This window comes from Peribacillus simplex, from assembly GCF_900156045.1.
In the GTDB taxonomy this organism is placed as follows: domain Bacteria; phylum Bacillota; class Bacilli; order Bacillales; family DSM-1321; genus Peribacillus; species Peribacillus simplex_D.
This window is the reverse complement of the sequence record NZ_FTMX01000016.1, coordinates 20,608-43,967: the sequence shown is the minus strand read 5'-3', so window position 1 is coordinate 43,967 and position 23,360 is coordinate 20,608. Positions and strand designations below refer to the sequence as shown.

Below are 23,360 nucleotides of genomic sequence, written 5' to 3'. Positions count from 1 at the left end.
TGGACAGGCATTAGTTTTATACGATTCAATCATGAAATGGTTTCAACTATTCCATTGCATTCACCTAATAACTATATCATAACAACTGTTCATATATGTATAGAACATAGAGCATCGATATGATGGCAACCAGCAAAAAAGTTTCAAAAAAACCGCCACTTTTCTTTTTTGAATGGTTTTGGGACCTTCTTGCCTGTCTCGTTGCAGGTTGCATTGTATGTCGCTGACCCATCGCTGCCTGAGTCGAGCTCTTTTTCTTTGAATGATTTTGCTTACTTAGAACCATGACGAGATCCTCCCGCATTTGAAGGGCTGAATCATACTGCCCGCGGAGCGCCTTATCCAACATCTTTCTATATGGGTGCAATTCCTTTTTCTGCTTAATAAGGTCGTTAAGCAGTCTATACCCCTCCCCTTTCTTGTGGAAACGTCCAGGATAGGCTGAATTTATTATAATCATCGCCACAGCGAACAAGTCATATTGCGGATCGGCCCTTCTTGATCCAAGTCCCCAGTAACCCCTGTCAAAAAACTCAGTGAATTCTTTAACAGATCTCCCGATTAAGGTGGTTCCGCCAACATCCACGCACCGTACCTTATAGGCTGGTGAAGTCACAATCAAATTCTCAGGTTTTAAATCCCCGAACACCCAGCCATTGGTATGCAAGGCAGACAAGCTTGTTAAAAGCTGAAGCATTAAGACTCCAATCCACGATGACCCTTTTTTATCGATGAAACGCAAAAAATCGTGTCCGTGGATATATTCCATGACATAAAAAGGGAGCTGCTTTCCTGTTTTCATAAAATCATCCGCTTCCAAAAAGGAAGGTCCAAGGGTAGACCCCTGGACCTTTGAAAAGGATTTTAGGATATTCATCTCCGAAATAATGGACGTCCCATTATCACTGAGCTTTAAAGCATAATGACGATTTCCGCTTTCAACCAAATAGACGATCCCGTTCGCTCCACACCCCAATTCCTTAATTATTTTGTACTGATTTTTATTCCATTTTCCAGTGACCAAACTGCCAGGCAGGAGTTTACATTGATTCCTCAAAGTATTGTTCATCATCATGTGATAACAATCCCCTCAATGAACGTTTTTTATTGAAATATGTCAAAGCTTCACGAATGGCTGGACCTGTCGGAGTGAGTCCCCCTGTACTAAGCTTAGGAAAAGTTGCCGTCAAGGCTTCAAGGTTCGGGGTCCAATCCAGCAACTTTTCAACATCATTTCTTTTCCCAGGAAATACGAATACGGAAAAACGGCTGTCACCCATCCTTGCATTCATACTAAGGGAAAGATCTAATAAGGAATCTTTTACTGTAGGCAGCTTATGTTTCATGCTTGCACTTGTATCAACAAGAATCAGTACTTCGAGCTTGCTTGTTTCCCCAAGCTCATCGACCACCTCCATCACTTCTCCTCGTTTATCCGGCGGAAGATCCTCCATCGTTTTTGAATCTCCAAGTATTTGTTGAAGTTCACGATTGATAACTCCCTGTATAGTTTGGGTCATTGCCTTTTGGGTCACCATTTGGACGGTTTGGGACAACTGCTGAGCATAGACTATTTGACTTACGCCACCTCCAGAACCAGCAATCTTCTCAATTTCCTTAAGCCCCTTTTCATCTATCACATCATTTTCCATGACACCTATGACATTGATGGTTATGCCTTGTTCCCTTGCTAATTCAGCCATGGCAGATGGTTCCTCACCATGATTTGAACATCCGTCGGTTATAAGCAAAATCTGTCTTAATGTTCCTGCTTTCATGTTTTGCTCTCCCTTCCTATCAATTTGTTACCATAATTGACTAAAAAAGGGGAAATTATACGCAAAAGGCATCGCATCAAGTCATGGAGTGAAGTGATTAAAAAGAGTTCAACCCTTTACCTTTTATCCGTCTAACATTTCTCCACCTCATTTTGGTTTTATTTATTTTATTTATATAAACGGCCCCTACTGGGCCTTTTTACGTTTTGGAGAAACGGGAATGGATGCCCATTTCGGTGTGTTATGCTTAATTTTCGATGTAACCACTGTCATGTCATCATCTATGATCCCTTTAGTTCGGATGACCTCTTCCAATATTAAATCAGAGATTTCCTGCGGATCGTCCGTTTCCATTTCCTTGATTTTTCGTTTGAGCCAGAACTCGATATTTTCAACATGTGAGGGACCATCGAATACTCCATCGCTCATCATGATTAATATGTCCCCTGCCTTCAGCTCTTCTGATACAACATCAACATCGAAATCCTGGATGATTCCCATAGGAAGGTTACTTGATTCAATTTTTATTATCCTATCCCCCCTTTTAATGAAACTCGGTATCGAACAGATTTTTAAAAACTTAGCCCTTGCGTCCTGAAGATCAATCATTGCCAAATCAAGAGTCGAAAATATTTCATCGGTAGTGCGTAGAGATAATACGGAGTTTACGGATTTAATGGCTATTTTTTCTTCTATTCCCGATTGTAAAAATTTTTGTAGCAGCTTCAATGTCTCTGTACTTTCAAAATGGGCCCTTTCCCCATTTCCCATTCCATCACTGATGGCTATCGCAAATTTGCCGCAGCCAATTTCCATGGTCGTATAACTATCTCCCGATACAAGCCCTCCCCCCTTGGCAGCATGAGCCACACCCGTTTCGACCGTGAATTTTTTTGCTGACCTAAATATCACCTCACATTGCCCGTTTGGATATGTTGCACACTCTTCTGAATGAACGACTATCGTTTCCCCTAAAATGTCAGAAAGCATAGGTGCAATCAACTTTTCACATTCCCCTCTGCCCTGGCAGTATGGGACACTCATCTCTATATCAACATTTCCTTGTTCTAGACTGTATATTTCAACATGACCTATGTGCAGGCCAAAATCCTGGATGGCTTCCAAAATGGACTCTTCATGTACATGATGATTCTTCCTTTCCCTTTGAATTTCTTTCGCAAAATCATCCATTACTGCCGAAACGCCCCGCAGTTGATCCGCCACTAGTTTCCGACTTTCCTTCACCTGCCTTTTTAATTTTTGGTTAGCTTCAAAATAAGTAAGTTCCTGTGCTATCGCCCCAATGACCTGAGGCCCGCGGCTACAATATTTCCCCCATTCTTTCGAAGTTTTTTGGGGGAGCTGACCATTATTTTCACTTAATTGAAGCATAATTTCCTGCATGCCGTCATAGGTTGTATTAAAGTTCTTGGACCAGCATTGTTCCTTCTTAAAACAGAGCTGGCACGTCTTTTCCGTTACATTACTTAAGAAGTAGTCGAATTCTTTCTCATCTTCCTCCAATCTCCCCCTTTCATCCACTTGGGAAAAGCTATTTGAGAGCGCCTCAAATACATGTGAGAATTGCTCCACCCTTTGAGCGGTGACATCCCTCACTTTTCGGGCATACTGCTGCTGTTCATCGGAATTCTCGACTGTTCCCGGTATATGTTTCGCTATTTTGTTGATTATGGATGACGGTGTCAATATAAATAGGGCCACAGCTATAATTGATTCATAAAGGGTCACCATAATATTATTGGTGCCCTCACCATATAAACCTATCAGTAATGTAGCAATCAAGAGTCCTGCGGCAACCCCTATCTTCCTTCCCTCCTTCAACAAACCTCCCAGAAGCCCTGAGAATGCGAGAAGGCTCATTTGATAAAGACTTGCAATACTTGCCAAGCTGAATATCAATCCAGTAACTACACCTACAGTGGAGCCTATGGCGGCCCCTCCCGCCAGCCCGAAGAGGAGGACCAGGTATCGCGAGAATATGTGGTCGAGTGATAAATCGTATATCATCCAGCCGATGGTTCCGGTCATCACCGAAGCCAGCAGGATGATGATGCTGACGATTTCCTCCGTCTTTAATGATTGGGACTTTGTCCGAATGGTCAGCATCGGGATGGATTGTATGAAGATTAAGGTTAAGATCATTGCGAGTCCCGCCTCTACCCCTATCATCATCAAGTCGTACAGCTGAATCGTTCGAAATACCAGATATTGCTCGGCCAGGTTGACCAGGAATAGTGAAGCAAAGACGTACATCGACATTGTCTTGAATTGTCCTTCCACGGCGGGCTTCTTGATCTTATGAAATAACAGGAGCAGGAACGCCGATGCAAAGATGACTAAACTGTTCGAATAGTGAACGGTCAGACCACCTGCAATCAATCCGAATAAAGCCAGTGGAGCCCTATCACGTCTCATGAGAAAAACAGCTGCGAAAAAAGGAAGTCCAAATGGTGCAAGCTGCGAAAGAATCAAAGCCCGTCCTAATAAAAAACCGATAATTGCTAAAGAGATACCTTTTTTTATGAATATGTCTTCCGACTTCATTTGCAGTTGATGGATCCAATTGATGGCCCCTGCCTTCGCTTCTTTCAATTGAACATCTCCAAGAGGTTCCATCATAGGTCTTTCTACTTTTTCCATTTCAACACCCCATTCGTATTAGTGGTTTTTATTATATAGAGGGCTTGTCTATTTTTTTGTCAGAATTTTATAAGCGGACAAGAAAAACGTTCGACGAAATTCTTCTTGAACAATCATTTGTATACAGGTTTTTGTACCTTTTTTTTCAATACGGAAACGGGTGTTCTTTTTTTTTTGAAGAAAAGCAAAGTTTTTAGGTTATTTTTGCGGAAAATAACACGAATAAATGATCAGAAAATGGAAACCGACAAACTTTATTTTTTTTGTTGACATTTTTTCTTCACGACTGTAAGATATAACTTGTGCTTCAGTAGCACTTACCATTATGGCGGCGTAGCTCAGCTGGCTAGAGCGTACGGTTCATACCCGTGAGGTCGGGGGTTCGATCCCCTCTGCCGCTATCTTTTTTCTTGAAAATCACGGCCCGTTGGTCAAGCGGTTAAGACACCGCCCTTTCACGGCGGTAACACGGGTTCGAATCCCGTACGGGTCATCCTATATCAAAAGCGCCTCTGCACACTTATATCGGTAAGTGTACAGAGGCGCTTTTTTAATGTCGTTGATAATTAAAAGAAGACAAGCCAGCAAGCTTGCCTTTATCTACACTATGAATAATTTCACAGGAAAAGTTGCTAAACTATTATTTTCAGCAGCAGTTTTATCCGCGTCTTCCTCCTCGACCTCCCCGTTTCGTTTCGGTGCTACGTTTAAGGGTCGTTAAGCGGTCTTCGCTATCTTTTAAGAATTTAGCCATTTTTTGCTCAAAGTTTTCTTTAGGTTGGAAACCATTACCTTTCGAGCGGAAGTCTTTGGAACGGCTGTCATTCCCTCTTCCTTGGCGCGGACGTGGTGTGTATGCAGGTTTTTGCTCAACTTCAGGACGGTCTATCGCTTTTTTTATGGACAAGCCAATCTTGCCATCTTTAACGTTGATGACTTTCACCTCAACTGTATCGCCCACTTTTAAATGATCATTGATATCCTTGACATAGTTATCAGCTACTTCACTGATATGGACAAGACCGGTTGAACCTTGAGGTAGCTCTACAAATGCACCAAAATTAGTTATGCCTGTTACTTTACCTTGTAACTTGCTGCCTACTTCGATTGACATAAAAAAAATGTTCCTCCTTAGAAATGTTAAAAAAATCTCTTCATACTATATTATAACGAAAGTAAAAAAACAGTGTCAATATTAGTCACTATCTTCCTTCCCTTTTGGAAGGGTAAAAATGATTTCACCTTTTTCAGATAAGAAATAATCCCGTCTGGCTATTTTCGCTATATAGTCGTCATCATTAAGCTTTACGATTTCTTCTTTAAGAAGGGTCTCGTCTTTTTTCAATTCAGCTAACTTTCCCTTCAATTCTTCCTTTTGTTTAACTTTCTCATCCAGTGCAACATTTTGCGTTATGAGGGTGGAAACGGCAAAAATCAAAAAGACAGCGGCGAAAACTGAGTAAAGAGTTAATCTACGCATTAGACCACGCTTCTTTTTTTCTACGGTTTGTACTTTTTTCTCTTGTTGAGCGACGTAGGGATTTTCCATTTTTGCCACTTTCCTTTTACGCAGGCTACTCATTTTTTATCGCTCCTCATTTCTTTTTATTTCTCCATCCATTTAGCGTTCTAAATATAGAATTCTTTATTTTCAATAAAATCCCTTTTCCTTTATTATAAAACTTCCCGACGTTTTTCGTAACAAAAACCGGCAATAAATTCCATACATAAGTCAGAATCCATTTTAGTGGTCTCCAGAATATAGTCAAAATAAAGAGAAGTATTTTCCCCGCCCATTTTAATAATGCCAAAACGAACTTACCTATCCCGATGATGATGGCCACTACAGATACTATTACCCATTTTATCGGTAGAAATATCAGCATGTGAACCGAATTCGCTATAAATCTCGCCAACTTTATCACAAGTATTATCAGAAACTCTAATAAACGTTGATAGAAACCTTTGAAAAGTGCTTGATAAGCTGAAAAACCGCATAATAAGGCCAAAAATAAATAGAGGCGAAACTCTCCCTCATTCACTAAAAACAAAACATAAAAAATAAGGAGACCCTGAATGATCCAGAAAAGGAAGTCATGGATGAATACAATCCACCTTTTCCTTTCTGAACGATTCAGGAACCGGCTATACGTATCCAGGGCAGCTCCAAAGCCACTGCCCATGCCTATCATCGCAAGCAACGTATAAAATTGGATCGTTAAGGTCATTTGAACAATTTGCCAAAGAAGCCTTTAGCTTTCTCCCCTGATTGCTCATCTAAATAAACAAGGTCGAAAATCTTTCCCTTAATGGAAACGATGCCTTTATCAACGTCTAAATTCTTCATTTGCAAGTTTTGGCCCCGGATAGATAAGAAACCCATTGACGTTTCGAGCAGAAATTCTTCATTATCGAAACTTTCAACTTGTTTGACACCGGTAATATCAAGTAAACGGCGGCCTTTCATCGTTACATCATGCTCTTGGGTCGTTCCCTTTGTGTAACCAGCATTCGGATCAATATATTGGCTCATTTTTTCATCCCTCACAGTACCACTGATTTTGTACAAGTGTATGTCCGTAAGAGTGGAATTAGAACCAAGCCTGTCCTTACTCCTCCGCTAGCTTTTCTTCCTTTACGATGGTATACATATCTGCAGCCGCTTCTTTTTTCGTCGTTTCCTGAATTTTATCGACACGTACCGTAACAAGCTTTTGACCGAACCTTACAGTCAGCTCATCGCCATCTTTCACATTCGAACTTGCCTTGGCCTGCTGTCCGTTAATCGTGATTCTCCCTTTATCCGCAACCTCCTTCGCAAGTGTGCGGCGCTTGATCAACCTTGAAACTTTTAGGAATTTATCCAATCTCATCGACATTCAAATCTCTCCCTTAATTAAAGTCCTTTAGCTTTTGCTTCATCCCAATATGAATCCAGTTCTTCCAATGTATAATCCTCGAATTTTTTGTCTGCCCTTTGAATGCACTCTTCTATATATGTAAAACGCTGGTGGAATTTCTGGTTTGCTTTGTAGACGGCTTCTTCCGCTTGTATGTCATAATAACGTGAAACGTTGACAAGCGCAAAAAAGAGGTCGCCGAGCTCTGATTTTATTCTTTCGACATCCCTATTCGGGCTTAATATTTCCTCTTCCAATTCCAGCACTTCTTCCCTGACCTTTTTCCAGGCTTCGGAAACCTCATCCCAATCAAATCCAACCTTGGATGCCCTTTTTTGATACTCTTCGGCCCGAAGTAAGTTTGGCAGCGATTTCTCAATACCATCCAGTATGGATTGCGGGGCTTTTGTTTCGCTCCCTTTTTCATCTTCTTTGATTTTCTGCCAGTTCACCAATACATCTTCCTCGCCGTTCACTTCAACATCTCCGAATACATGAGGGTGGCGTCGAATCATTTTTGCCGTAATGCCTTCAATCACATCATCTATCGTGAACATGCCTTCATCTTCACCGATTTGTGAATGAAGCATCACCTGAAGCAGGACATCCCCAAGTTCACCAATCATGCCCTCATCGTCCTCTTCATCGATAGAATCAATCAGCTCATATGCCTCTTCTATTAGATACTTCTTCAAGCTTTCATGAGTTTGCTTCTTATCCCAAGGACATCCGTCAGGACCTCTAAGTTCTGCAATGACCTGCCGCAGCTTAGAGAACTCCCTATATCGTAAAGCTTCTTCGCTTACAGGCGGGACATAAACACTCGTCAAGTTACTTAACTCCATCTGACGGTCGAGTTCGAAGAGAGCGCATTTTGTCACTTTTTCCTGACTGCTTCCTGCCGCTGTAACGATATATACCTCGTAGTCATCCGGTAGCTTTTCCATTAAGGTCAGCTTCACATTGGATGCACTGATTGCGTCATACACCTGTCCGATTATCATATGCTGGGCAATGTGCAAATCTTCTGGTGAAAGATCTGTTCCATCCAATAGCTGAAACCCTTCAATCGGATCGATTCTAACAGCCTGAAACAAGGGATCAAGGAAACTTTGCCCGCCTTCCAGCTTAATGGCTATTCCAAGAGCCGGACCCTTTTCAAGCAAAAGCTGCACCGTTTTTTCCGCAACCATGGGATGCCCTGGAACTGCGTATAGAACGGAACGGTTTGAAGCCTCTTGTAATAATGTTCCGGCAATTTCTTCATATACAGCTTCAAATTGGTCGTGCTTTTCATATATCCCGTCAAATGCCGTGAAATTTATTCCTTCCCTTTTCAAATCCCCGATTACAGGATGATCGATCGTTCTGACGAAACATTGTTCCGTTTGTATCAATTTTTTATAAATCCCTAGCGGAAGCTGATCTAAATCTCCTGCACCAAGGCCTATTATCGTAATCTCATTCATGATTTCGTATACTCCTATTCGTTATTATAAATCGTTTAAGCTTCGAACCTGCAGGTATAAGTGAAAGTTCTTCTTCACCAAATAAACCTGCACGAATGGCCGTCATCACAAAAACGGCTGCACCGATCCCTACACCGGTCAAAGCTTGGATCGTAGCTAACAACCGGCTCTCGCCTGGTAATATCAATTCGAATAAACTATTGAATAAAACAACCGCCGTACCCATGTATACTGTACTCTTCAAGATTATTAACACGTGCTTCTTTTCAATTAATGGCTTTTTAATATGTACTCTCAATACCAGATAAAATAATACAGACATGATCATAAACGCAAGCACTGTTGCCGAGGCTGCTCCCGCGATCTTGTAATGGGGCACCAGAACAAGGTTCAAAGCCCACTTGCTGCCAACCCCCACAATCGTGATGATCACCGGCACGAACGAGTAGCCTAAACTTTGAATCACTGCCGTTTCTGCCATTATGAGGGATGTGAATAAAATCGATAAAGAGAAAATTGCTAAAGTAATCGTCCCTTTGGTATCCATGAACAGCATATGGTTGACAGGCTTCATCGTCACCACAAGCCCAATCGCGGCAGCAAGTCCTATCGTCGCACTTACACGAAGCGCCAATTTGATCTTATTCAATAATTCATGCTCACTTTTCCTCTGAACGAATCCGGATATTACAGGTACAAGCGCCAATGCAAAAGAATTAGCCACGACTGTACCTAGCTGAAGCAACGGCTGTCCTCGATCATATACCCCTTTCCATTCTTTTGCCTCCTTTTCCCCCATTCCAGTTTCCCTCAGTAGGGAGTACAGGTGCAATGAATCGACAAACTGAAACAAGATAAGGATCAAGCCAGTTATGCAAAACGCCAGCCCTTGGAAAATCAGGGCTTTGGAGATTTTCATGAAATTTACCGGTTTGATTCTCATTCGTAAAAAAAGCTTCCATTCTTCTCTTAAAATAACGAAAGTGATAAGCAGTACCAGGCTAGTTATGCCGCCGGTTATCGAACCAAGGACCGCCCCCTTGCCGACCACATATTCATTATAGCCCTGATACACGAATATTGTGGAAAGAACCAGAATCGTCAACACACGGATGCATTGTTCAGCGACCTGCGAACTTGCCGTCGGCAGCATGTCGTTTATTCCTTGAAAATAGCCTCTTAAAACAGATGAAATCGGCATTAATAAATAGGAGTAGGCAACGATTTTCAGCAGGCCGGCTAAATGCGGATCCTTCATCCATCCTGCAATCCAATCAGCTCCAAGGAATAGTGCAGCAAACATCATGACTCCTATCGAGCTTAAGACGACGAATGATGTCATTAAAATGTCCTTGACCGCAAAGTTATTTTTGGAAGACTCCCGTTCAGCAATAAGTTTGGATATGACTACCGGAAAGCCGAGCGTTGATAATGTAAAAGCAACACCGTAGAAGGGATAGACCTGTTGATAGATATAAAACCCGATGTCACCCGCAATATTCTGATAAGGTATGCGATAGGCCGCGCTCAATACTTTTACGATAATCGCTGCTGCGCTCAAAATCAGCGCACCTCGAAAAAGTTCATTTGATGTATTATAAGGCTTTTCAGCCATTCTTTTTCCCCTTTTCACTCATATGTGGTAGTTATTATAGCATAATTCCAATGGTTATTTTTCAATTCCATCCCATACTGTTAATTAGTTTCCATATTCACCTTGTAGAATATTTTCCGCCTCTTTATCTCTGTCCCTATCCGGTTAGCCTTTTAGAAAGAGCAAAAAGGACAGCGCGTTTGCTGCCCTTTCCACCTTAAAAATTATAATGGCATGTCCAAGGTTACTGTTCCATTTGTCTAGCTAGGAAACTTGCTGCTGTTTCAACTGATTTCTGTTCCACTTCACCAATGGTACTATCTTTAGAGAAAATCAAGACGGCACCAATCGGGTCGCCACTTGCAATGATCGGAGCTGCAGTATAAGATTGGACCTCTTCATCATTGGAATCAACGAATGAAATTTGTCCGTTTGGAGACTCCAGGACAGGATTTCTTTCTTCCATGATTTTTTCCACTAGTTCACTAACGCTTTTATTTAAGTATTCTTTTTTGGAGCCGCCTGCCACTGCAATGTAAGTATCCCTGTCACAAATCATAACTGGGTTTCCAAGGCTATCATATAGCGCTTCTGCATATTCCCTTGCAAAATCGCCTAATTCACTGATAGGAGAGTATTTCTTTAGGATGACTTCCCCATCTCTATCCACAAATATTTCCAGTGGATCTCCTTCACGAATACGGAGGGTCCTGCGAATTTCTTTCGGGATGACGACTCTTCCTAAATCATCAATTCGGCGAACGATACCAGTTGCTTTCATCTAATGTTGCCTCACTTTCATCTAATTGATTTGATAAATCCTCATTTTGTAGCAAAATCATCACCAGCTATTGTACTTAGTATTTTTCTAATGGTAAGTTCTATGCACTTTGAAAAAATTTTTCTTCTTGTTGCATTTTTTTACCATGGTACCTAAAAAAATTTCTTCAAGAGGACAATCATTCAATTTTAGTTTTTAGTGGCTTGCGTCTCTTTTTTTACATACTGTAAACCCTTGGTCATCTCAAATAAGATATTAAGCCATTTGCTTTGTTCTACACCTTTTATGTGCAGGACCAGCTTCATTCGATTGCCGTCCATGCCGAAGCCCACCATACGGCCATACTTCGATCCCAGCTCGAACACCTTTTGTCCATCCACATCGCTGCTGACCTTTTCCCTAAGGAGAATGCTGATTTCCTGCTTTAATTGCTTAATGCTTTCAATTCCGGCCTTTTCAGCATATACCTTCATTTCAGCAATCATGAATAAATAAGAAACTTCTTCTGGATATTCTCCGAAACGATCGATCATTTCATCCTGTAATTCTTCCACTTCTTCAAGCGAAGCAATCCCTCTGAACCTTTTATACATTTCTATTTTCTGATGTCCATCCATTATGTAGGCATCAGGGATATAAGCGTCCACTTCAACGTCAATTTCCAGGGTGTTCTTTTCTTCGGCTGGTTGGTCATTACGTTTCGCATCTACAGCTTCTTTCAACATTTGTGAATACAGATCAAAACCAACTGAATCGATGAAGCCATGTTGTTGAGCCCCTAGAATGTTTCCAGCTCCCCTGATGGATAAATCACGCATCGCGATTTTGAAACCTGAACCCAATTCTGTAAATTCCTTAATGGATTGAAGACGTTTTTCTGCCACTTCAGTCAACACTTTATCTTTCCTATAAGTGAAGAATGCATATGCGACCCGGTTGGATCGCCCTACACGGCCACGCAGCTGATAGAGCTGTGAAAGTCCCATTCTATCCGCTTCATTCACTATGAGCGTATTGACATTCGGGATATCAACACCCGTCTCTATAATGGTTGTACTCACCAAAACATCATATTCGCCTTCTAAAAAGCTGAACATGACGGCTTCCAGTTCTTGCTCTGACATTTGCCCATGAGCAAATGTGACACGGGCATCGGGCACCAGCATGGAAATTTCTTCTGCTTTTCTTGCTATATCCTCTACCCGATTGTAAAGGAAATAAACCTGACCACCCCTGGCCAATTCCCGTTCTATGGCTTCCGTTACCAACGAGCCATTATACTCCATGACATAAGTTTGAATGGGGAACCGGTTCTCAGGCGGCGTTTCGATTACGGACAGATCCCTCACACCCAACATGGACATATGAAGGGTCCTCGGAATCGGCGTCGCAGTCAAAGTCAGTACATCCACATTAGTTTTTAACCGCTTGATCTTTTCCTTATGTGTAACGCCAAAGCGCTGTTCTTCATCAATGATAAGCAATCCCAAATCGCGGTACACGATATCTTTGGATAAAATCCTATGCGTGCCAACCACAATATCCACCGTGCCGGCTTTCAATCCTTTAATCGTCTCCGTTTGCTGTTTTTTACTCCGGAAACGGCTCATAAGACCAATCGAAATGGGATAATCCTGAAAACGCTCCCTTAATGTTTCATAATGCTGCTGGGCGAGGATTGTGGTCGGAACAAGAAATGCAACCTGCTTGCCATCCATAATGGCTTTAAAAGCGGCCCGGATCGCCACCTCTGTCTTCCCATATCCAACATCGCCACATAATAAACGGTCCATCGGCCGTTCACGTTCCATATCCTTTTTGATCTCGACAATGGAACGTAATTGATCTTCCGTTTCGTTATAAGAGAATGATGTTTCGAATTCTCTCTGCATATCACCATCGGGTGAAAAGGCATAGCCCTTTGCCGCTTCCCTTTCTGCGTATAACTTGATTAAATCATCAGCAATGTTCTCAACGGATGATTGAACCTTACTTTTGACACGCTTCCATTCCGTTCCGCCTAGCTTATAAAGCTTCGGTTCTTTTCCTTCAGAACCGACATATTTTTGGACAAGATCGATTTGGTCGACAGGAACATACAATTTGTCGTCCGCTTGATAACGAATATTCAGGTAATCTTTATGGACCCCATTTATCGTAAGGGTTTCAATGCCCAAGTATTTACCGATACCGTGGTTAACATGAACGACATAGTCACCGATCTTCAGTTCGGAATAACTCTTGATTCGCTCCGCATTCGATAGTTTCTGTCTCCGTATTGATTTCTTTGACTTCTTATTAAACAATTCCGTTTCCGTAATGATACTGAACTTTTGCATAGGTAATTCAAAGCCGCTATTTAGACTGCCGCGTAAAATCTGTACTTTACCTGGAAGAATGCTGTCCGCATTAAACAGTTCTGCGGCCTCTATATCGTAATCGGCTAAAACCGAATGCAGCTTTTTTACCCGTTCTTCATCCTGTCCAAGTATGACGACTGTATATTTCCCTTTTTTCCAACGTTCCAGTTCAGCTTTGAACACATTCATCTGTCCATGGAAATTTTGCATTTGTTTACTGGCAAAATTCAGGATATTCTGAGGATTTGTATGCGGTACATGCCTTAAAAACAATGAAAGGTATACGAACGGCCTGCTGGATTTCATTATTAGTTCCTGCATGGGATGAGCCAATTTGATGTCATGGATAATTTGTCCCTGGCTTAAAAGATCCGTGTACCACCCAGCCTCTTCCTTCTCCAAAGAATCATTGATTTCCTGGATTCTACTGATTTCATCCAAGAAAACCAAACCATTTACCGGTAAATAATCTATTAAACTAGCTGGATCTTCATATGCTAAACTTAAGTATTTAAAGATTTTGTCGGGTATATTCCCCATTTTCAGCTGTTCAAGTTCATAACTGATCGTTTGGACCAGCTGTTCCTTGGTTTTCTCGTCTTTAAGTTTCTTCAAGCTTTTACTTAATCCGCTCTCGAGCCTTGTTATGATTCTTTCGATATGCTCCGTCTCTAGCAAAGCCTCACTGACGGGACCAATCGTCACTTTCTTGAGTTTCTCGATGGATCGCTGATCTTCGCTTGAAAAAGTCCTTATTGAATCTATTTCGGTATCGAATAATTCAATTCTTATTGGATTAGGTTCGGTGATCGGATAAATATCGATTATACCGCCCCTGATACTGAATTCACCTGGAGAAGCAACCATTTCAGACCGGTTATAACCCATGGCAATGAATTTATTAAGCGTTGGTTCAAGCTCGATATCTTCCCCTAAATTAAAGATAAGCTGATGTCTCTTCCAAATATCCTTTGGAGGAAGCACACGGCGCACCCCGGGAATCGGCGCAATGACAATCCCTTTCTTTCCCTCCGCCCAAAAGTTCAATGCCTCTACACGTTGGGCCCTTAATTCCGGGCTGGCAACACTCAAATCAGCCGCAATCAATTCATTGGCTGGATATATATATAATTCTTCCTCGGGAATGAAACTGGATAAGTCCTCATGGAATTTTTGTGCTTGCAATAAATTATGGGTAACTAATAAAATAGGCCTATTCGTCTTTTCATATACGGAAGCCAGCAATAGTGATCTCGAGGAACCTGTCAGACCAGAGACGATCTGCTCCTTAAGTCCTTCATCGATGCCGGCTATTAACGAATGAACATCATCTTGTTTGGAGAACAAGTTCTGCAATCCATTCATTTTCTTTCCCCCCTCTCTTTAACGTGCGAAAAACCATTTGTAATCCTTTTATTTGAACTTGGCCATTTCACCAAGCGTCCTCTTTATCAACGGCAATTTTATGTGCCCTGGTATTCCAGACAAACGGAAAAATGCTTTGGATTTTGTCCAAAGCCCTCTCCCGCTAATGAATAATATAATCGTTTTCATATAAATCAGGGTTTCTTTGCAGCGTTTCATGGCAATCTTCACATATCGCCCTTACATGCATATCCCCTTCAGAATCATAAACGATCATCTCTTGTCGCTCTTCATCGGTAAGTTGATTAAAACCTAACTGCTCCGTACTCAGTGAGTGTGCCTCGATTGAGCCCAGCTTAGTTCCGCAATGTCGGCATCGATAATGGAGAGCCATTTGGTAACCCCCTATTTTAGTAATAGTGTTAGTATGTACAAAAGTAGAGGAGTTTTATTCAGCGAAACAGGAAGATATTATTCTTTACTTATATCTACTCTCTGCTTATTGGTTATATTCGTTCATGACCTGTATAAATGGATTTTCCATCCAGGCTTCACAAGAAGCTGCGCTTTTTTCGATCGTTGCCCCGACATGATCCCATTCTTCTGGCGAAAAACGCCCCAATACATAATCAGATACCGGAATGCGGCCAATCGGGCGGCCAATTCCTATTCTGATTCGATTGAATTCTTGCGTACCCAAATGGGCAATTGAAGATTTTATCCCATTATGACCGCCTGCACTACCTTTTTGACGAAGGCGAAGCTTCCCTGGAGGCAAATCAAGGTCATCATAGATAATGACCACATCCGCGATATCCACCTTAAAGAAATGCATGACAGCCGAAATGGATTCGCCTGACAAATTCATGTAGGTTAATGGTTTAAGTAATAAAACTTTTTCTCCCTTTACCATTCCCGTACCATATATCCCCTTATGCTTTGCTTGATCAAGTGGAATCGACCATCTTTTGGATAACTCATCTATTACTTCAAATCCGACGTTATGCCGGGTTTTTTCATACTGTTTACCTGGGTTCCCTAACCCTACAATAATTTTCATGATTCACACTCCGTCATTACGGTTATTTAGGGAGTTACGCTGGGACAAGGTTTTTCCAAGATCATTGACCTTAGAAAAATAGTACCCTAATTTCAAGCTGGCCTGCAAGCGACAGGAGAACTAATTAGGAAAAATCCTAATTAAAGGAATCCATTACGAAAAAAATGGTCCGGTTTAAATTGATGCATCCAGAGATTGAAAAGACGTAACTCGTTAAGAGCTACGCCTATTATATCACGATTCACTTGTTTAATCCCGGCATCATGACTCTGGTGATGCCTTGGTTTCCCTGCCTTCTTCATTTTCAGGGATGCCGCCATCCTGCTGTTCACCTGTACTTATTTCCTCTTCCTGACGAGGAGCCAAAACGGATGCAACAACTTCTTCACCATCATTGTCGATTGTAACTTGCTTATTCGTTTGGATATCGGATATGTAGATTGTATCCCCTACCTGAAGTTCGGTAACGTCAACATCGATGGAGTCAGGAATGTCATTAGGTTTAGCCGTAACCGTGACTTCATGAAGTGACTGCTGAAGGACCCCACCGTCTTTCACGCCTTTACAAACACCGACAAGGTTAATGCGAACTTGCGCTTGTAATTGAGCGGACATATCTACAATTAAAAAGTCTGCATGATAAATGGAATTCTTTATTGGATCCTTTTGATAGTCAGAAAGCATGACTTTATAACTCGCACCTTCCAATTCCAAAGAAATGATTCCATTACGGCCTATTTCCTTGATTGTCTTTTGAAGCTCGATATTATTGACTGAAATGGCCGTACTGTCATTTTTATTGCCATATACTATCGCAGGGATTTCGCCATTTTCCCTCAAATTCCTTAAATTAGAGTGTTTTGAATCCGTACGTTCTTTTGCAGCTAATATATTACTCATACATCCTCCGCCTTCCTAAATATGAATTACAAGTTTCTCTATATTTTACATTTCCCTAAATGGCGAATCATTAAACATGAAAGGTAAAATCCGAAGGAAGCAAGAAGGGGATAAACATATGGTAAACATAGGTATTCGCCGCAAAATCTTTTTTCTCTAATTCAAGCGTGTATCGCCTTTTTTTCCATTTCCCCCTCAACTTGCATCACTCGGTTAAGGATTTGTGCTGCTAGTGATGAGTATTGAATACTATCCTTTTTCCGTGGTCTCGGCAGATTGATTTCCTTATTCATGACCACTTTGCCTTCTTCGATTAATATGACACGGTCGGCTAGCATTACGGCTTCTTCAACATCATGTGTAACAAGCAAGGCAGTAAAGTCCCTTTTCCTCCATAGATCTTCAATCAGCCTTTGCATGCCAATTCTCGTCAAAGCATCCAATGCCCCTAACGGCTCATCCAAGAGGAGAATGTCAGGTTGGTTCACCAATGCCCTCGCTAACGCAACCCTTTGCTTTTGCCCCCCAGATAAAACGGACGGCCAATCACTTGCTCGATCTGCAAGCCCCACTTGCTCCAGTAATTCCATAGCATTTGGCTTCCAATCCCCTTTCAAGCCTATACCAATATTTTCAAGGATTTTTTTCCAAGGAAAAAGCCTTCCATCCTGAAACATCGTACGTGAAGATTTATTTAATCCTTTCAATGGCTTTCCATTCACCAGTATCTGCCCGCCCGTCGGCTTTTCCAGTCCTGCCACAAGGCGAAGCAAGGTGCTCTTTCCACATCCACTCTTACCGACAATGGCTACGAATTCCCCTTTTTTAAAAGTGAGGTCCAACTCCTTTAATACTTCAAACTCCCCAAAATCCTTTCTTACACCCTGCAACTCCAACGAATTTCCATTTTTCATATTAATGACCTCCTCATTGGTATGATGGATGCCACTTCAAGCATCTTTTTTCGATTATTTTGGCCGCAACGTCCGATATTTTTCCCAATAAGGCATATAAGAGAATACTAAGAACAACAATATCCATCCTCATGAATTCCCGGGCATTCATAGCCATATATCCAATTCCGGAATTAGCGGATATTGTTTCTGCGACAATTAATGTGACCCACATGATTCCAAGAGAGAAGCGGATACCCACTAAAATCGATGGAAAGGCGGCAGGGAGAATAACATTCCAGAATAAAGAAAAACCACTTAACCCATAAACCCTCGCTGCTTCGATCAATCCCTTATCCACCGATTTCACTCCATGAAATGTATTTAGATAGATAGGAAAAAGAACCCCTAAAGCGACAAGGAAGATTTTTGCTTCTTCTTCTATACCAAACCATAGAATCACCAGCGGTATTAAAGCTAGATGCGGAATGTTACGCAACATCTGAAGCGAGGTATCGAATAAGGTTTCAGCAATGGATGATAATCCATTTAATAAACCTAGTGCAAAACCAATGATCCCGCCTATTAAAAAGCCGATGAAGGCACGCTGAGCACTGATGCCGATATAATCCATAAGTTCACCTGTACCCAATAAAGCGACACCTGCTTGAAACACTTCAGTCGGGGCAGGCAATATCCGATCCGACAAAATCCCCCACAAAGACAGGAGCTGCCAAGTTATCAAAAGGAGAATGGGCACAAGCCAAGATATGAGGTGGAACCTATTGAACTTTTTGCTTAATTTTTTCTGCATCTTCATTTTCACGTCCTTTTGTAGGGTAGTGGTCATTGGCCAGTATTTCCCCAAATGGGCTCGTAGCTTTTGAAACGGGACTTTCCAGCTGTTCAACAGGGAGTAAAGGGAATAATAATTCAGCAACTCTGTACGCTTCTTCAAGATGAGGGTATCCAGATAAAACAAAGGATTCTATTCCGATTTCTTCATATTCCTTCATTCTGGCAGCAACATTTTCTGCACTCCCCACTAGTGCCGTACCGGCGCCCCCGCGCACTAGACCTACACCTGCCCAAAGGTTAGGGCTGATTTCAAGCGAATCCCTGTTTCCGTCATGGAGTTGCGACATCCGCTTTTGGCCCACTGAATCAAACCTTTCGAAAATCTTTTGCGAATTTTCAATCATTTCATCATCCACATATTTAATTAGTTCATCCGCTGCCTGCCAAGCTTCTTCTTCCGTTTCCCTTACAATGACATGCATCCTTATGCCAAACCTGACCTCACGTCCATATTCTTCTGCCTTTTTACGTACCTTCTCAATTTTTTCTGCCACTTGCACCGGCGGCTCACCCCAAGTCAAGTACACATCAATATGCTTTCCTGATATATCGATGGCCGGGTCGGATGAACCTCCGAAATAGAGTGGTGGGTATGGTTTTTGTACAGGCGGCAACAGGATATCCCCGCCTTCAATCTTTAGGTGCTCCCCTTCAAAGTCCACTTTGTCCCCGGACATCTCCTTTCTCCAGATATCAAGAAATTCATCTGTTTGCCCATATCGTTCCTTATGATTCAGAAATACGCCATCACCTGCCAGTTCGACCGGGTCCCCTCCAGTTACTACATTGATCAAGAGGCGTCCATTCGACAACCGGTCGAAGCTCGAGGCCATCCTGGCAGCCAAGGTTGGCGACATTAAACCTGGTCGGACCGCAACTAGAAATTTCATTCTTTCCGTTGCGGAAATCAATGAAGAACCCACTACCCATGCATCCTCACAAGACCGTCCCGTAGGAAGCAACGCTCCTTCAAATCCCAAATGATCGACCGCCTGTGCTATTTGTTTTAAATAAGGAAGCGTGATTGCCCTCCCTCCCTTTGTCGATCCTAAATAGCGACTTTCCCCGTGTGATGGTAAAAACCAAAAAACTTTCATTTTCATTTCCCCCTTAATTTTTTTTAACATCTGCAGATGCATCCAGAACATTAATCTTGCTTGGGATTAATTTAAGATTGTAAAACGTATCGGCAATCTTTTGTTGATCATCCAAAACCCCATTGGAAATCTCCTCAAGTCCATATTCTTTTCTATTTAATGTTTTTTCCAATGCCTCCACACTCATTCCAATTTCCGGAGATAGAAACTCAGCAACATCCCTTGGGTTTTCTTCAATCCATTTATCAACTTTTATCAGTTCTTCTTTGATAATTTTCAAAGCCTCTTCGTTCCCGGCAAATGAATCAGTTGCCAAAAAGAATTCACGATTCGCCACCAGTCCGTCTCCATCCTGAATCGTTTTCGTTTCAAGTTCCAATTCCGCCGCTGATAAAAATGGATCCCATATTACCCAGGCATCGATTTGGTTTCCTTCAAAAGCAGCCCTCGCATCAGCCGGCGGCAAGTAGACGGGCTGAATGTCATCAAGAGTAAGACCTGCTTTCTCTAACGCTTTGACCAATAGGTAATGAACATTGGAACCTTTATTCAAGCCAACCTTCTTACCCTTTAAATCTTTCACATTTTTAATGGGTGAGTCCTTTTGTACGACTATGGCCTCTCCTGATGGGTTTGCCGGCTGATTGGCAATATAGACAAGCGGCGCATTGGCTGCCTGTGCAAATATCGGCGGTGCCTCCCCTGTGTGCCCAAAATCAATGCTGCCGACATTCAAGGCTTCAAGCAGCTGAGGTCCTGCAGGGAATTCAGTCCAATCGACTGTATAACCCACATCCTTTAAATGTGTCTCCAACTCTCCCTTTGATTTTAAAATATTTAATGTCCCGAATTTTTGATAACCGATTCGGATGGTCTTATCCGATTCTTTTGCATCAGCACTTGTGGAACTGTTCTTTTCCTGCCCGCATGCACTCACTATCAGCATGAAGATACTGAAGATGGTCAGCAGCCATATCTTTCGTTTTTTCATATTCTGCACACCCTTCTTAAACTATTTATATAAAAATAAAAGGCTCCTTTCCTCACCAATAGGACAATAGGGCAAAAAGATGCCTAATGTTCAATGGTAAGTGAAAAGGAGCCTTCGGTAGTCCGATCGGCGTCATCCAATATGCACTTGCGTTAGTACAGGTTTTCATTCCATGAATATGAATTGAATTTGTATAGCCATTTTATTATTAGTATTCATATCTGTCAACTAAGAATTTAATATTTTTTGAAAATTCCAAACAAAAATACGGCGAGCCCGAAGGCCCGCCGTGTTTTGATTAATTTTGTTATCAATCGAATAATGTGCTGACTGATTGTTCCTCATGCACACGAATAATTGCCTCTGCAATCAAAGGTGCTACAGAAAGTCCTGTAATTTTATCGATTTTCTTATCTTCAGATAGGGCAATCGAGTTAGTCACGACCAATTCCTTGATCGTTGAATTTTGAATTCTTTCGATGGCAGGGCCTGAAAGGACTGGGTGTGTACAACAAGCATACACTGCTTTAGCACCATTCTCCACAAGAGCATTGGCCGCTAGTGTAATAGTGCCTGCAGTATCGATGATGTCATCAATCAGTATTGCTGTCTTCCCTTCAATATTACCAATGATGTTCATGACTTCCGCCACGTTCGGTCTTGGACGGCGCTTATCGATAATAGCAATCGGTGCTTTTAGGCGATCGGCCATTTTACGGGCACGTGTTACACCACCATGATCTGGGGAAACGATGACGATATCACTTAAATCTTTTTCTTTGAAGAAATCAGCTAAAATCGGAACAGCAACAAGGTGATCGATCAGAATATCGAAGAAACCTTGAATTTGTGGTGCGTGAAGATCTAATGTGATAACACGGTGGGCACCAGCCGTTTCTAAAAGATTTGCGACAAGTTTAGCTGTAATTGGTTCACGCGCACGCGCTTTACGATCTTGTCGGGCATAACCGTAATATGGCATTACAATATTGATCGTTTTAGCTGAAGCACGTTTAAGAGCATCGATCATAATTAAAAGTTCCATTAAATTTTCATTGACTGGTTGGCTTGTTGATTGGATTACGTAAACGTCACAGCCACGAATACTTTCTTCAATATTAATCTGAACTTCACCGTCACTGAAACTTGTTACGCTACATTTTCCAAGCTCAACACCGATTGCAGCAGCAATTTCCTGAGCTAAATCGAAGTTTGAATTTAAAGAGAATACTTTTAAATTAGGATCTAAATACTGATTTGACATGATGACCTCCGTCGGTTATTTATTAAATTTCAATTTCTTGACATAATCTTCTTTATTAACTTGACGAGCCCGGGCAACGGATAGGGCTTCCTGCGGTACATCTTGAGTGATGGTTGACCCGGCAGCTACATATGCCCCTTCTCCTACCGTCACGGGTGCAACCAGATTAGAATTGCAGCCTATGAAGACATTGTCTTCAATCTTCGTCAGATATTTATTTTTCCCGTCGTAATTCACGGTAATAGATCCGCAGCCTATATTAACATTCTCCCCAACCTCTGCATCTCCAATATAACTCAAGTGAGAGGCCTTGCTTCCTTCGCCAAAAACGGTCTTTTTAATTTCGACAAAATTACCGATCTTAACGGAATCCTTAATATCTGATTGAGGTCTAACATGTGCGAATGGACCGATTTTAACAAAACTTCCAATACTGCTTTCGTGTACAACCGATTGGAGGACTTCCGTTCCATCACCAATTTCACAATTACTGATTTCCGTATTCGGGCCAATCAAGCAATCCTGCCCGATAATACTTTTTCCTTTAATGAATGACCCAGGGTTAATGACTGTATCCTGTCCGATTTGCACATCAGCTTCAATGAACGTAGTAAGCGGATCGATGATCGTTACACCGTTCCTCATATGCATTTCATTGATACGTTTCCGTAAAATTTGCTCCGCCTGCGATAAAGCCACTCGGTCATTTACACCCAATGTCTCCTCGAAATCACTGGATTGGAAGGCCGTCACCACTTCGCCTTCCTCTTTTAAGATTTCAATAACATCCGGTAAGTAATATTCTCCCTGGACATTTTCATTTGAAACTTTTTTCAGCGCGCTGAATAATGCCTGGTTATCGAAGCAATATGTACCGGTATTTATTTCCTTAACATATCTTTCTTCATCAGTGGCATCCTTATGCTCGACGATTTTTTCTACAAGACCGCCTTCACCGCGAAGGACCCTTCCATAACCAGCAGGGTTATCTGCATATGCTGTTAAGATTGTTGCTTTCGCCTGACTTTGCTCATGTAATGCTATAAGCTCTTTCATCGTTTCCGCTTTAATCAGAGGCGTATCACCGCAAATAACAAGGGTCGTTCCACTTTTTACGGATAAAGCGCTTTCCGCTTGCATTACAGCATGTGCCGTACCTAATTGCTGTTCTTGTAAGGCATACTTGCATGAATCACCAAGTTGTTCTTGTACTTTTTCAGCTCCATGGCCGATGACTGTAACAATATCTTCTATTTGAAGTTGATTGACTTGATCGATAACATGTTGTACCATTGGTTTCCCGCAAACAGGGTGCAAAACCTTATAAAGCTTAGATTTCATCCTAGTACCTTGCCCAGCGGCCAATATTATTGCATAGCGATTACTCAT

The 23,360-nt window shown here is 41.8% G+C and carries 21 protein-coding genes and 2 tRNA genes; 2 read left to right on the top strand and 21 right to left on the bottom strand.

What is annotated here, in order from left to right; genetic code table 11:
* Window positions 1-76 precede the first annotated feature (76 nt).
* The 3 genes from BW986_RS28115 to spoIIE all read right to left on the bottom strand — a co-directional run bounded on the left by BW986_RS28115 (window position 77) and on the right by spoIIE (window position 4,439).
* A complete protein-coding gene (locus tag BW986_RS28115) occupies window positions 77-1,075 on the bottom strand; it encodes a protein kinase domain-containing protein (RefSeq protein WP_311316581.1) in 999 nt (332 codons plus the stop codon).
* A complete protein-coding gene (locus tag BW986_RS28110; protein ID WP_063235926.1) occupies window positions 1,041-1,778 on the bottom strand; it encodes a VWA domain-containing protein in 738 nt (245 codons plus the stop codon). The genes BW986_RS28115 and BW986_RS28110 overlap by 35 nt, the downstream gene beginning before the upstream one ends.
* A gap of 186 nt (window positions 1,779-1,964) precedes the next feature.
* Complete coding sequence (gene spoIIE / locus BW986_RS28105) at window positions 1,965-4,439, bottom strand: stage II sporulation protein E (RefSeq protein ID WP_076372968.1); 2,475 nt, start codon at window positions 4,437-4,439, stop codon at window positions 1,965-1,967.
* A gap of 327 nt (window positions 4,440-4,766) precedes the next feature.
* On the opposite strand from spoIIE, the gene BW986_RS28100 reads away from it, so the two are divergent.
* A tRNA-Met gene (locus BW986_RS28100) sits at window positions 4,767-4,840 on the top strand.
* Window positions 4,841-4,860: 20 nt separating this feature from the next.
* Window positions 4,861-4,932, top strand: a tRNA-Glu gene (locus BW986_RS28095).
* A gap of 165 nt (window positions 4,933-5,097) precedes the next feature.
* Here BW986_RS28095 and BW986_RS28090 read toward each other — a convergent pair.
* From BW986_RS28090 to glmU, 18 genes are all read right to left on the bottom strand, one after another.
* Entirely contained in the window at window positions 5,098-5,553 is a 456-nt protein-coding gene (locus BW986_RS28090; RefSeq protein ID WP_034316303.1) for a S1 domain-containing RNA-binding protein, read from the bottom strand.
* 81 nt (window positions 5,554-5,634) lie between these two features.
* On the bottom strand, window positions 5,635-6,021 hold the full coding sequence (locus BW986_RS28085; RefSeq protein WP_076372966.1) for an FtsB family cell division protein: 387 nt from the start codon (window positions 6,019-6,021) through the stop codon (window positions 5,635-5,637).
* Between the two features lie 13 nt (window positions 6,022-6,034).
* Window positions 6,035-6,667: a spore cortex biosynthesis protein YabQ gene (gene yabQ / locus BW986_RS28080; protein ID WP_076372964.1), complete on the bottom strand. Its 633-nt coding sequence runs from the start codon at window positions 6,665-6,667 to the stop codon at window positions 6,035-6,037.
* Complete coding sequence (gene yabP, locus BW986_RS28075; protein WP_034316308.1) at window positions 6,664-6,972, bottom strand: sporulation protein YabP; 309 nt, start codon at window positions 6,970-6,972, stop codon at window positions 6,664-6,666. Before yabP ends, yabQ begins: the two co-directional genes overlap by 4 nt.
* 76 nt (window positions 6,973-7,048) lie before the next feature.
* On the bottom strand, window positions 7,049-7,312 hold the full coding sequence (locus BW986_RS28070) for an RNA-binding S4 domain-containing protein (RefSeq protein WP_034316386.1): 264 nt from the start codon (window positions 7,310-7,312) through the stop codon (window positions 7,049-7,051).
* Between the two features lie 23 nt (window positions 7,313-7,335).
* Window positions 7,336-8,808: a bifunctional methyltransferase/pyrophosphohydrolase YabN gene (gene yabN / locus BW986_RS28065; RefSeq protein ID WP_076372962.1), complete on the bottom strand. Its 1,473-nt coding sequence runs from the start codon at window positions 8,806-8,808 to the stop codon at window positions 7,336-7,338.
* Window positions 8,801-10,423: a putative polysaccharide biosynthesis protein gene (locus BW986_RS28060; RefSeq protein ID WP_076372960.1), complete on the bottom strand. Its 1,623-nt coding sequence runs from the start codon at window positions 10,421-10,423 to the stop codon at window positions 8,801-8,803. Before BW986_RS28060 ends, yabN begins: the two co-directional genes overlap by 8 nt.
* Window positions 10,424-10,646: 223 nt before the next feature.
* Entirely contained in the window at window positions 10,647-11,183 is a 537-nt protein-coding gene (gene spoVT / locus BW986_RS28055) for a stage V sporulation protein T (RefSeq protein ID WP_063235918.1), read from the bottom strand.
* Window positions 11,184-11,371: 188 nt separating this feature from the next.
* Window positions 11,372-14,908: a transcription-repair coupling factor gene (mfd, locus tag BW986_RS28050; RefSeq protein ID WP_076372958.1), complete on the bottom strand. Its 3,537-nt coding sequence runs from the start codon at window positions 14,906-14,908 to the stop codon at window positions 11,372-11,374.
* Window positions 14,909-15,071: 163 nt separating this feature from the next.
* Window positions 15,072-15,302: an anti-sigma-F factor Fin gene (locus BW986_RS28045; protein ID WP_063574553.1), complete on the bottom strand. Its 231-nt coding sequence runs from the start codon at window positions 15,300-15,302 to the stop codon at window positions 15,072-15,074.
* Between the two features lie 105 nt (window positions 15,303-15,407).
* Window positions 15,408-15,968, bottom strand: coding sequence for an aminoacyl-tRNA hydrolase (gene pth, locus BW986_RS28040; RefSeq protein ID WP_076372956.1), 561 nt, complete (start codon window positions 15,966-15,968; stop codon window positions 15,408-15,410).
* Between the two features lie 261 nt (window positions 15,969-16,229).
* Window positions 16,230-16,868: a 50S ribosomal protein L25/general stress protein Ctc gene (locus BW986_RS28035; protein ID WP_076372954.1), complete on the bottom strand. Its 639-nt coding sequence runs from the start codon at window positions 16,866-16,868 to the stop codon at window positions 16,230-16,232.
* 161 nt (window positions 16,869-17,029) lie between these two features.
* Complete coding sequence (locus tag BW986_RS28030; RefSeq protein ID WP_076372952.1) at window positions 17,030-17,782, bottom strand: ATP-binding cassette domain-containing protein; 753 nt, start codon at window positions 17,780-17,782, stop codon at window positions 17,030-17,032.
* A gap of 13 nt (window positions 17,783-17,795) precedes the next feature.
* Window positions 17,796-18,581 carry an aliphatic sulfonate ABC transporter permease SsuC gene (ssuC, locus tag BW986_RS28025; RefSeq protein ID WP_076372950.1) on the bottom strand — a complete coding sequence of 262 codons (786 nt, stop codon included), beginning with the start codon at window positions 18,579-18,581 and terminating at the stop codon, window positions 17,796-17,798.
* Window positions 18,544-19,716 carry an FMNH2-dependent alkanesulfonate monooxygenase gene (ssuD, locus tag BW986_RS28020; protein ID WP_076372997.1) on the bottom strand — a complete coding sequence of 391 codons (1,173 nt, stop codon included), beginning with the start codon at window positions 19,714-19,716 and terminating at the stop codon, window positions 18,544-18,546. The genes ssuC and ssuD overlap by 38 nt, the downstream gene beginning before the upstream one ends.
* 13 nt (window positions 19,717-19,729) lie before the next feature.
* Window positions 19,730-20,707, bottom strand: coding sequence for a sulfonate ABC transporter substrate-binding protein (locus BW986_RS28015; RefSeq protein ID WP_076372948.1), 978 nt, complete (start codon window positions 20,705-20,707; stop codon window positions 19,730-19,732).
* Between the two features lie 310 nt (window positions 20,708-21,017).
* Window positions 21,018-21,971 (bottom strand): ribose-phosphate diphosphokinase, encoded by a 954-nt coding sequence (locus tag BW986_RS28010; protein ID WP_057276495.1) that lies wholly within the window; start codon window positions 21,969-21,971, stop codon window positions 21,018-21,020.
* Window positions 21,972-21,986: 15 nt separating this feature from the next.
* Window positions 21,987-23,360 (bottom strand): bifunctional UDP-N-acetylglucosamine diphosphorylase/glucosamine-1-phosphate N-acetyltransferase GlmU, encoded by a 1,374-nt coding sequence (glmU, locus tag BW986_RS28005; protein WP_076372946.1) that lies wholly within the window; start codon window positions 23,358-23,360, stop codon window positions 21,987-21,989.

What these genes read in the sequence shown, in the direction of transcription:
- mfd (WP_076372958.1), bottom strand. Translation starts at nt 14,908, where the DNA reads ATGAATGGATTGCAGAACTTGTTCTCCAAACAAGATGATGTTCATTCG.
- glmU (WP_076372946.1), bottom strand. Translation starts at nt 23,360, where the DNA reads ATGAGTAATCGCTATGCAATAATATTGGCCGCTGGGCAAGGTACTAGG.
- ssuD (WP_076372997.1), bottom strand. Translation starts at nt 19,716, where the DNA reads ATGAAAGTTTTTTGGTTTTTACCATCACACGGGGAAAGTCGCTATTTA.
- yabP (WP_034316308.1), bottom strand. Translation starts at nt 6,972, where the DNA reads ATGAGCCAATATATTGATCCGAATGCTGGTTACACAAAGGGAACGACC.
- BW986_RS28090 (WP_034316303.1), bottom strand. Translation starts at nt 5,553, where the DNA reads ATGTCAATCGAAGTAGGCAGCAAGTTACAAGGTAAAGTAACAGGCATA.
- BW986_RS28115 (WP_311316581.1), bottom strand. Translation starts at nt 1,075, where the DNA reads ATGATGATGAACAATACTTTGAGGAATCAATGTAAACTCCTGCCTGGC.
- BW986_RS28010 (WP_057276495.1), bottom strand. Translation starts at nt 21,971, where the DNA reads ATGTCAAATCAGTATTTAGATCCTAATTTAAAAGTATTCTCTTTAAAT.
- BW986_RS28085 (WP_076372966.1), bottom strand. Translation starts at nt 6,021, where the DNA reads ATGAGTAGCCTGCGTAAAAGGAAAGTGGCAAAAATGGAAAATCCCTAC.
- pth (WP_076372956.1), bottom strand. Translation starts at nt 15,968, where the DNA reads ATGAAAATTATTGTAGGGTTAGGGAACCCAGGTAAACAGTATGAAAAA.
- BW986_RS28030 (WP_076372952.1), bottom strand. Translation starts at nt 17,782, where the DNA reads ATGAAAAATGGAAATTCGTTGGAGTTGCAGGGTGTAAGAAAGGATTTT.
- spoVT (WP_063235918.1), bottom strand. Translation starts at nt 11,183, where the DNA reads ATGAAAGCAACTGGTATCGTTCGCCGAATTGATGATTTAGGAAGAGTC.
- BW986_RS28045 (WP_063574553.1), bottom strand. Translation starts at nt 15,302, where the DNA reads ATGGCTCTCCATTATCGATGCCGACATTGCGGAACTAAGCTGGGCTCA.
- ssuC (WP_076372950.1), bottom strand. Translation starts at nt 18,581, where the DNA reads ATGAAGATGCAGAAAAAATTAAGCAAAAAGTTCAATAGGTTCCACCTC.
- yabN (WP_076372962.1), bottom strand. Translation starts at nt 8,808, where the DNA reads ATGAATGAGATTACGATAATAGGCCTTGGTGCAGGAGATTTAGATCAG.
- BW986_RS28060 (WP_076372960.1), bottom strand. Translation starts at nt 10,423, where the DNA reads ATGGCTGAAAAGCCTTATAATACATCAAATGAACTTTTTCGAGGTGCG.
- yabQ (WP_076372964.1), bottom strand. Translation starts at nt 6,667, where the DNA reads ATGACCTTAACGATCCAATTTTATACGTTGCTTGCGATGATAGGCATG.
- BW986_RS28110 (WP_063235926.1), bottom strand. Translation starts at nt 1,778, where the DNA reads ATGAAAGCAGGAACATTAAGACAGATTTTGCTTATAACCGACGGATGT.
- spoIIE (WP_076372968.1), bottom strand. Translation starts at nt 4,439, where the DNA reads ATGGAAAAAGTAGAAAGACCTATGATGGAACCTCTTGGAGATGTTCAA.
- BW986_RS28015 (WP_076372948.1), bottom strand. Translation starts at nt 20,707, where the DNA reads ATGAAAAAACGAAAGATATGGCTGCTGACCATCTTCAGTATCTTCATG.
- BW986_RS28070 (WP_034316386.1), bottom strand. Translation starts at nt 7,312, where the DNA reads ATGAGATTGGATAAATTCCTAAAAGTTTCAAGGTTGATCAAGCGCCGC.
- BW986_RS28035 (WP_076372954.1), bottom strand. Translation starts at nt 16,868, where the DNA reads ATGAGTAATATATTAGCTGCAAAAGAACGTACGGATTCAAAACACTCT.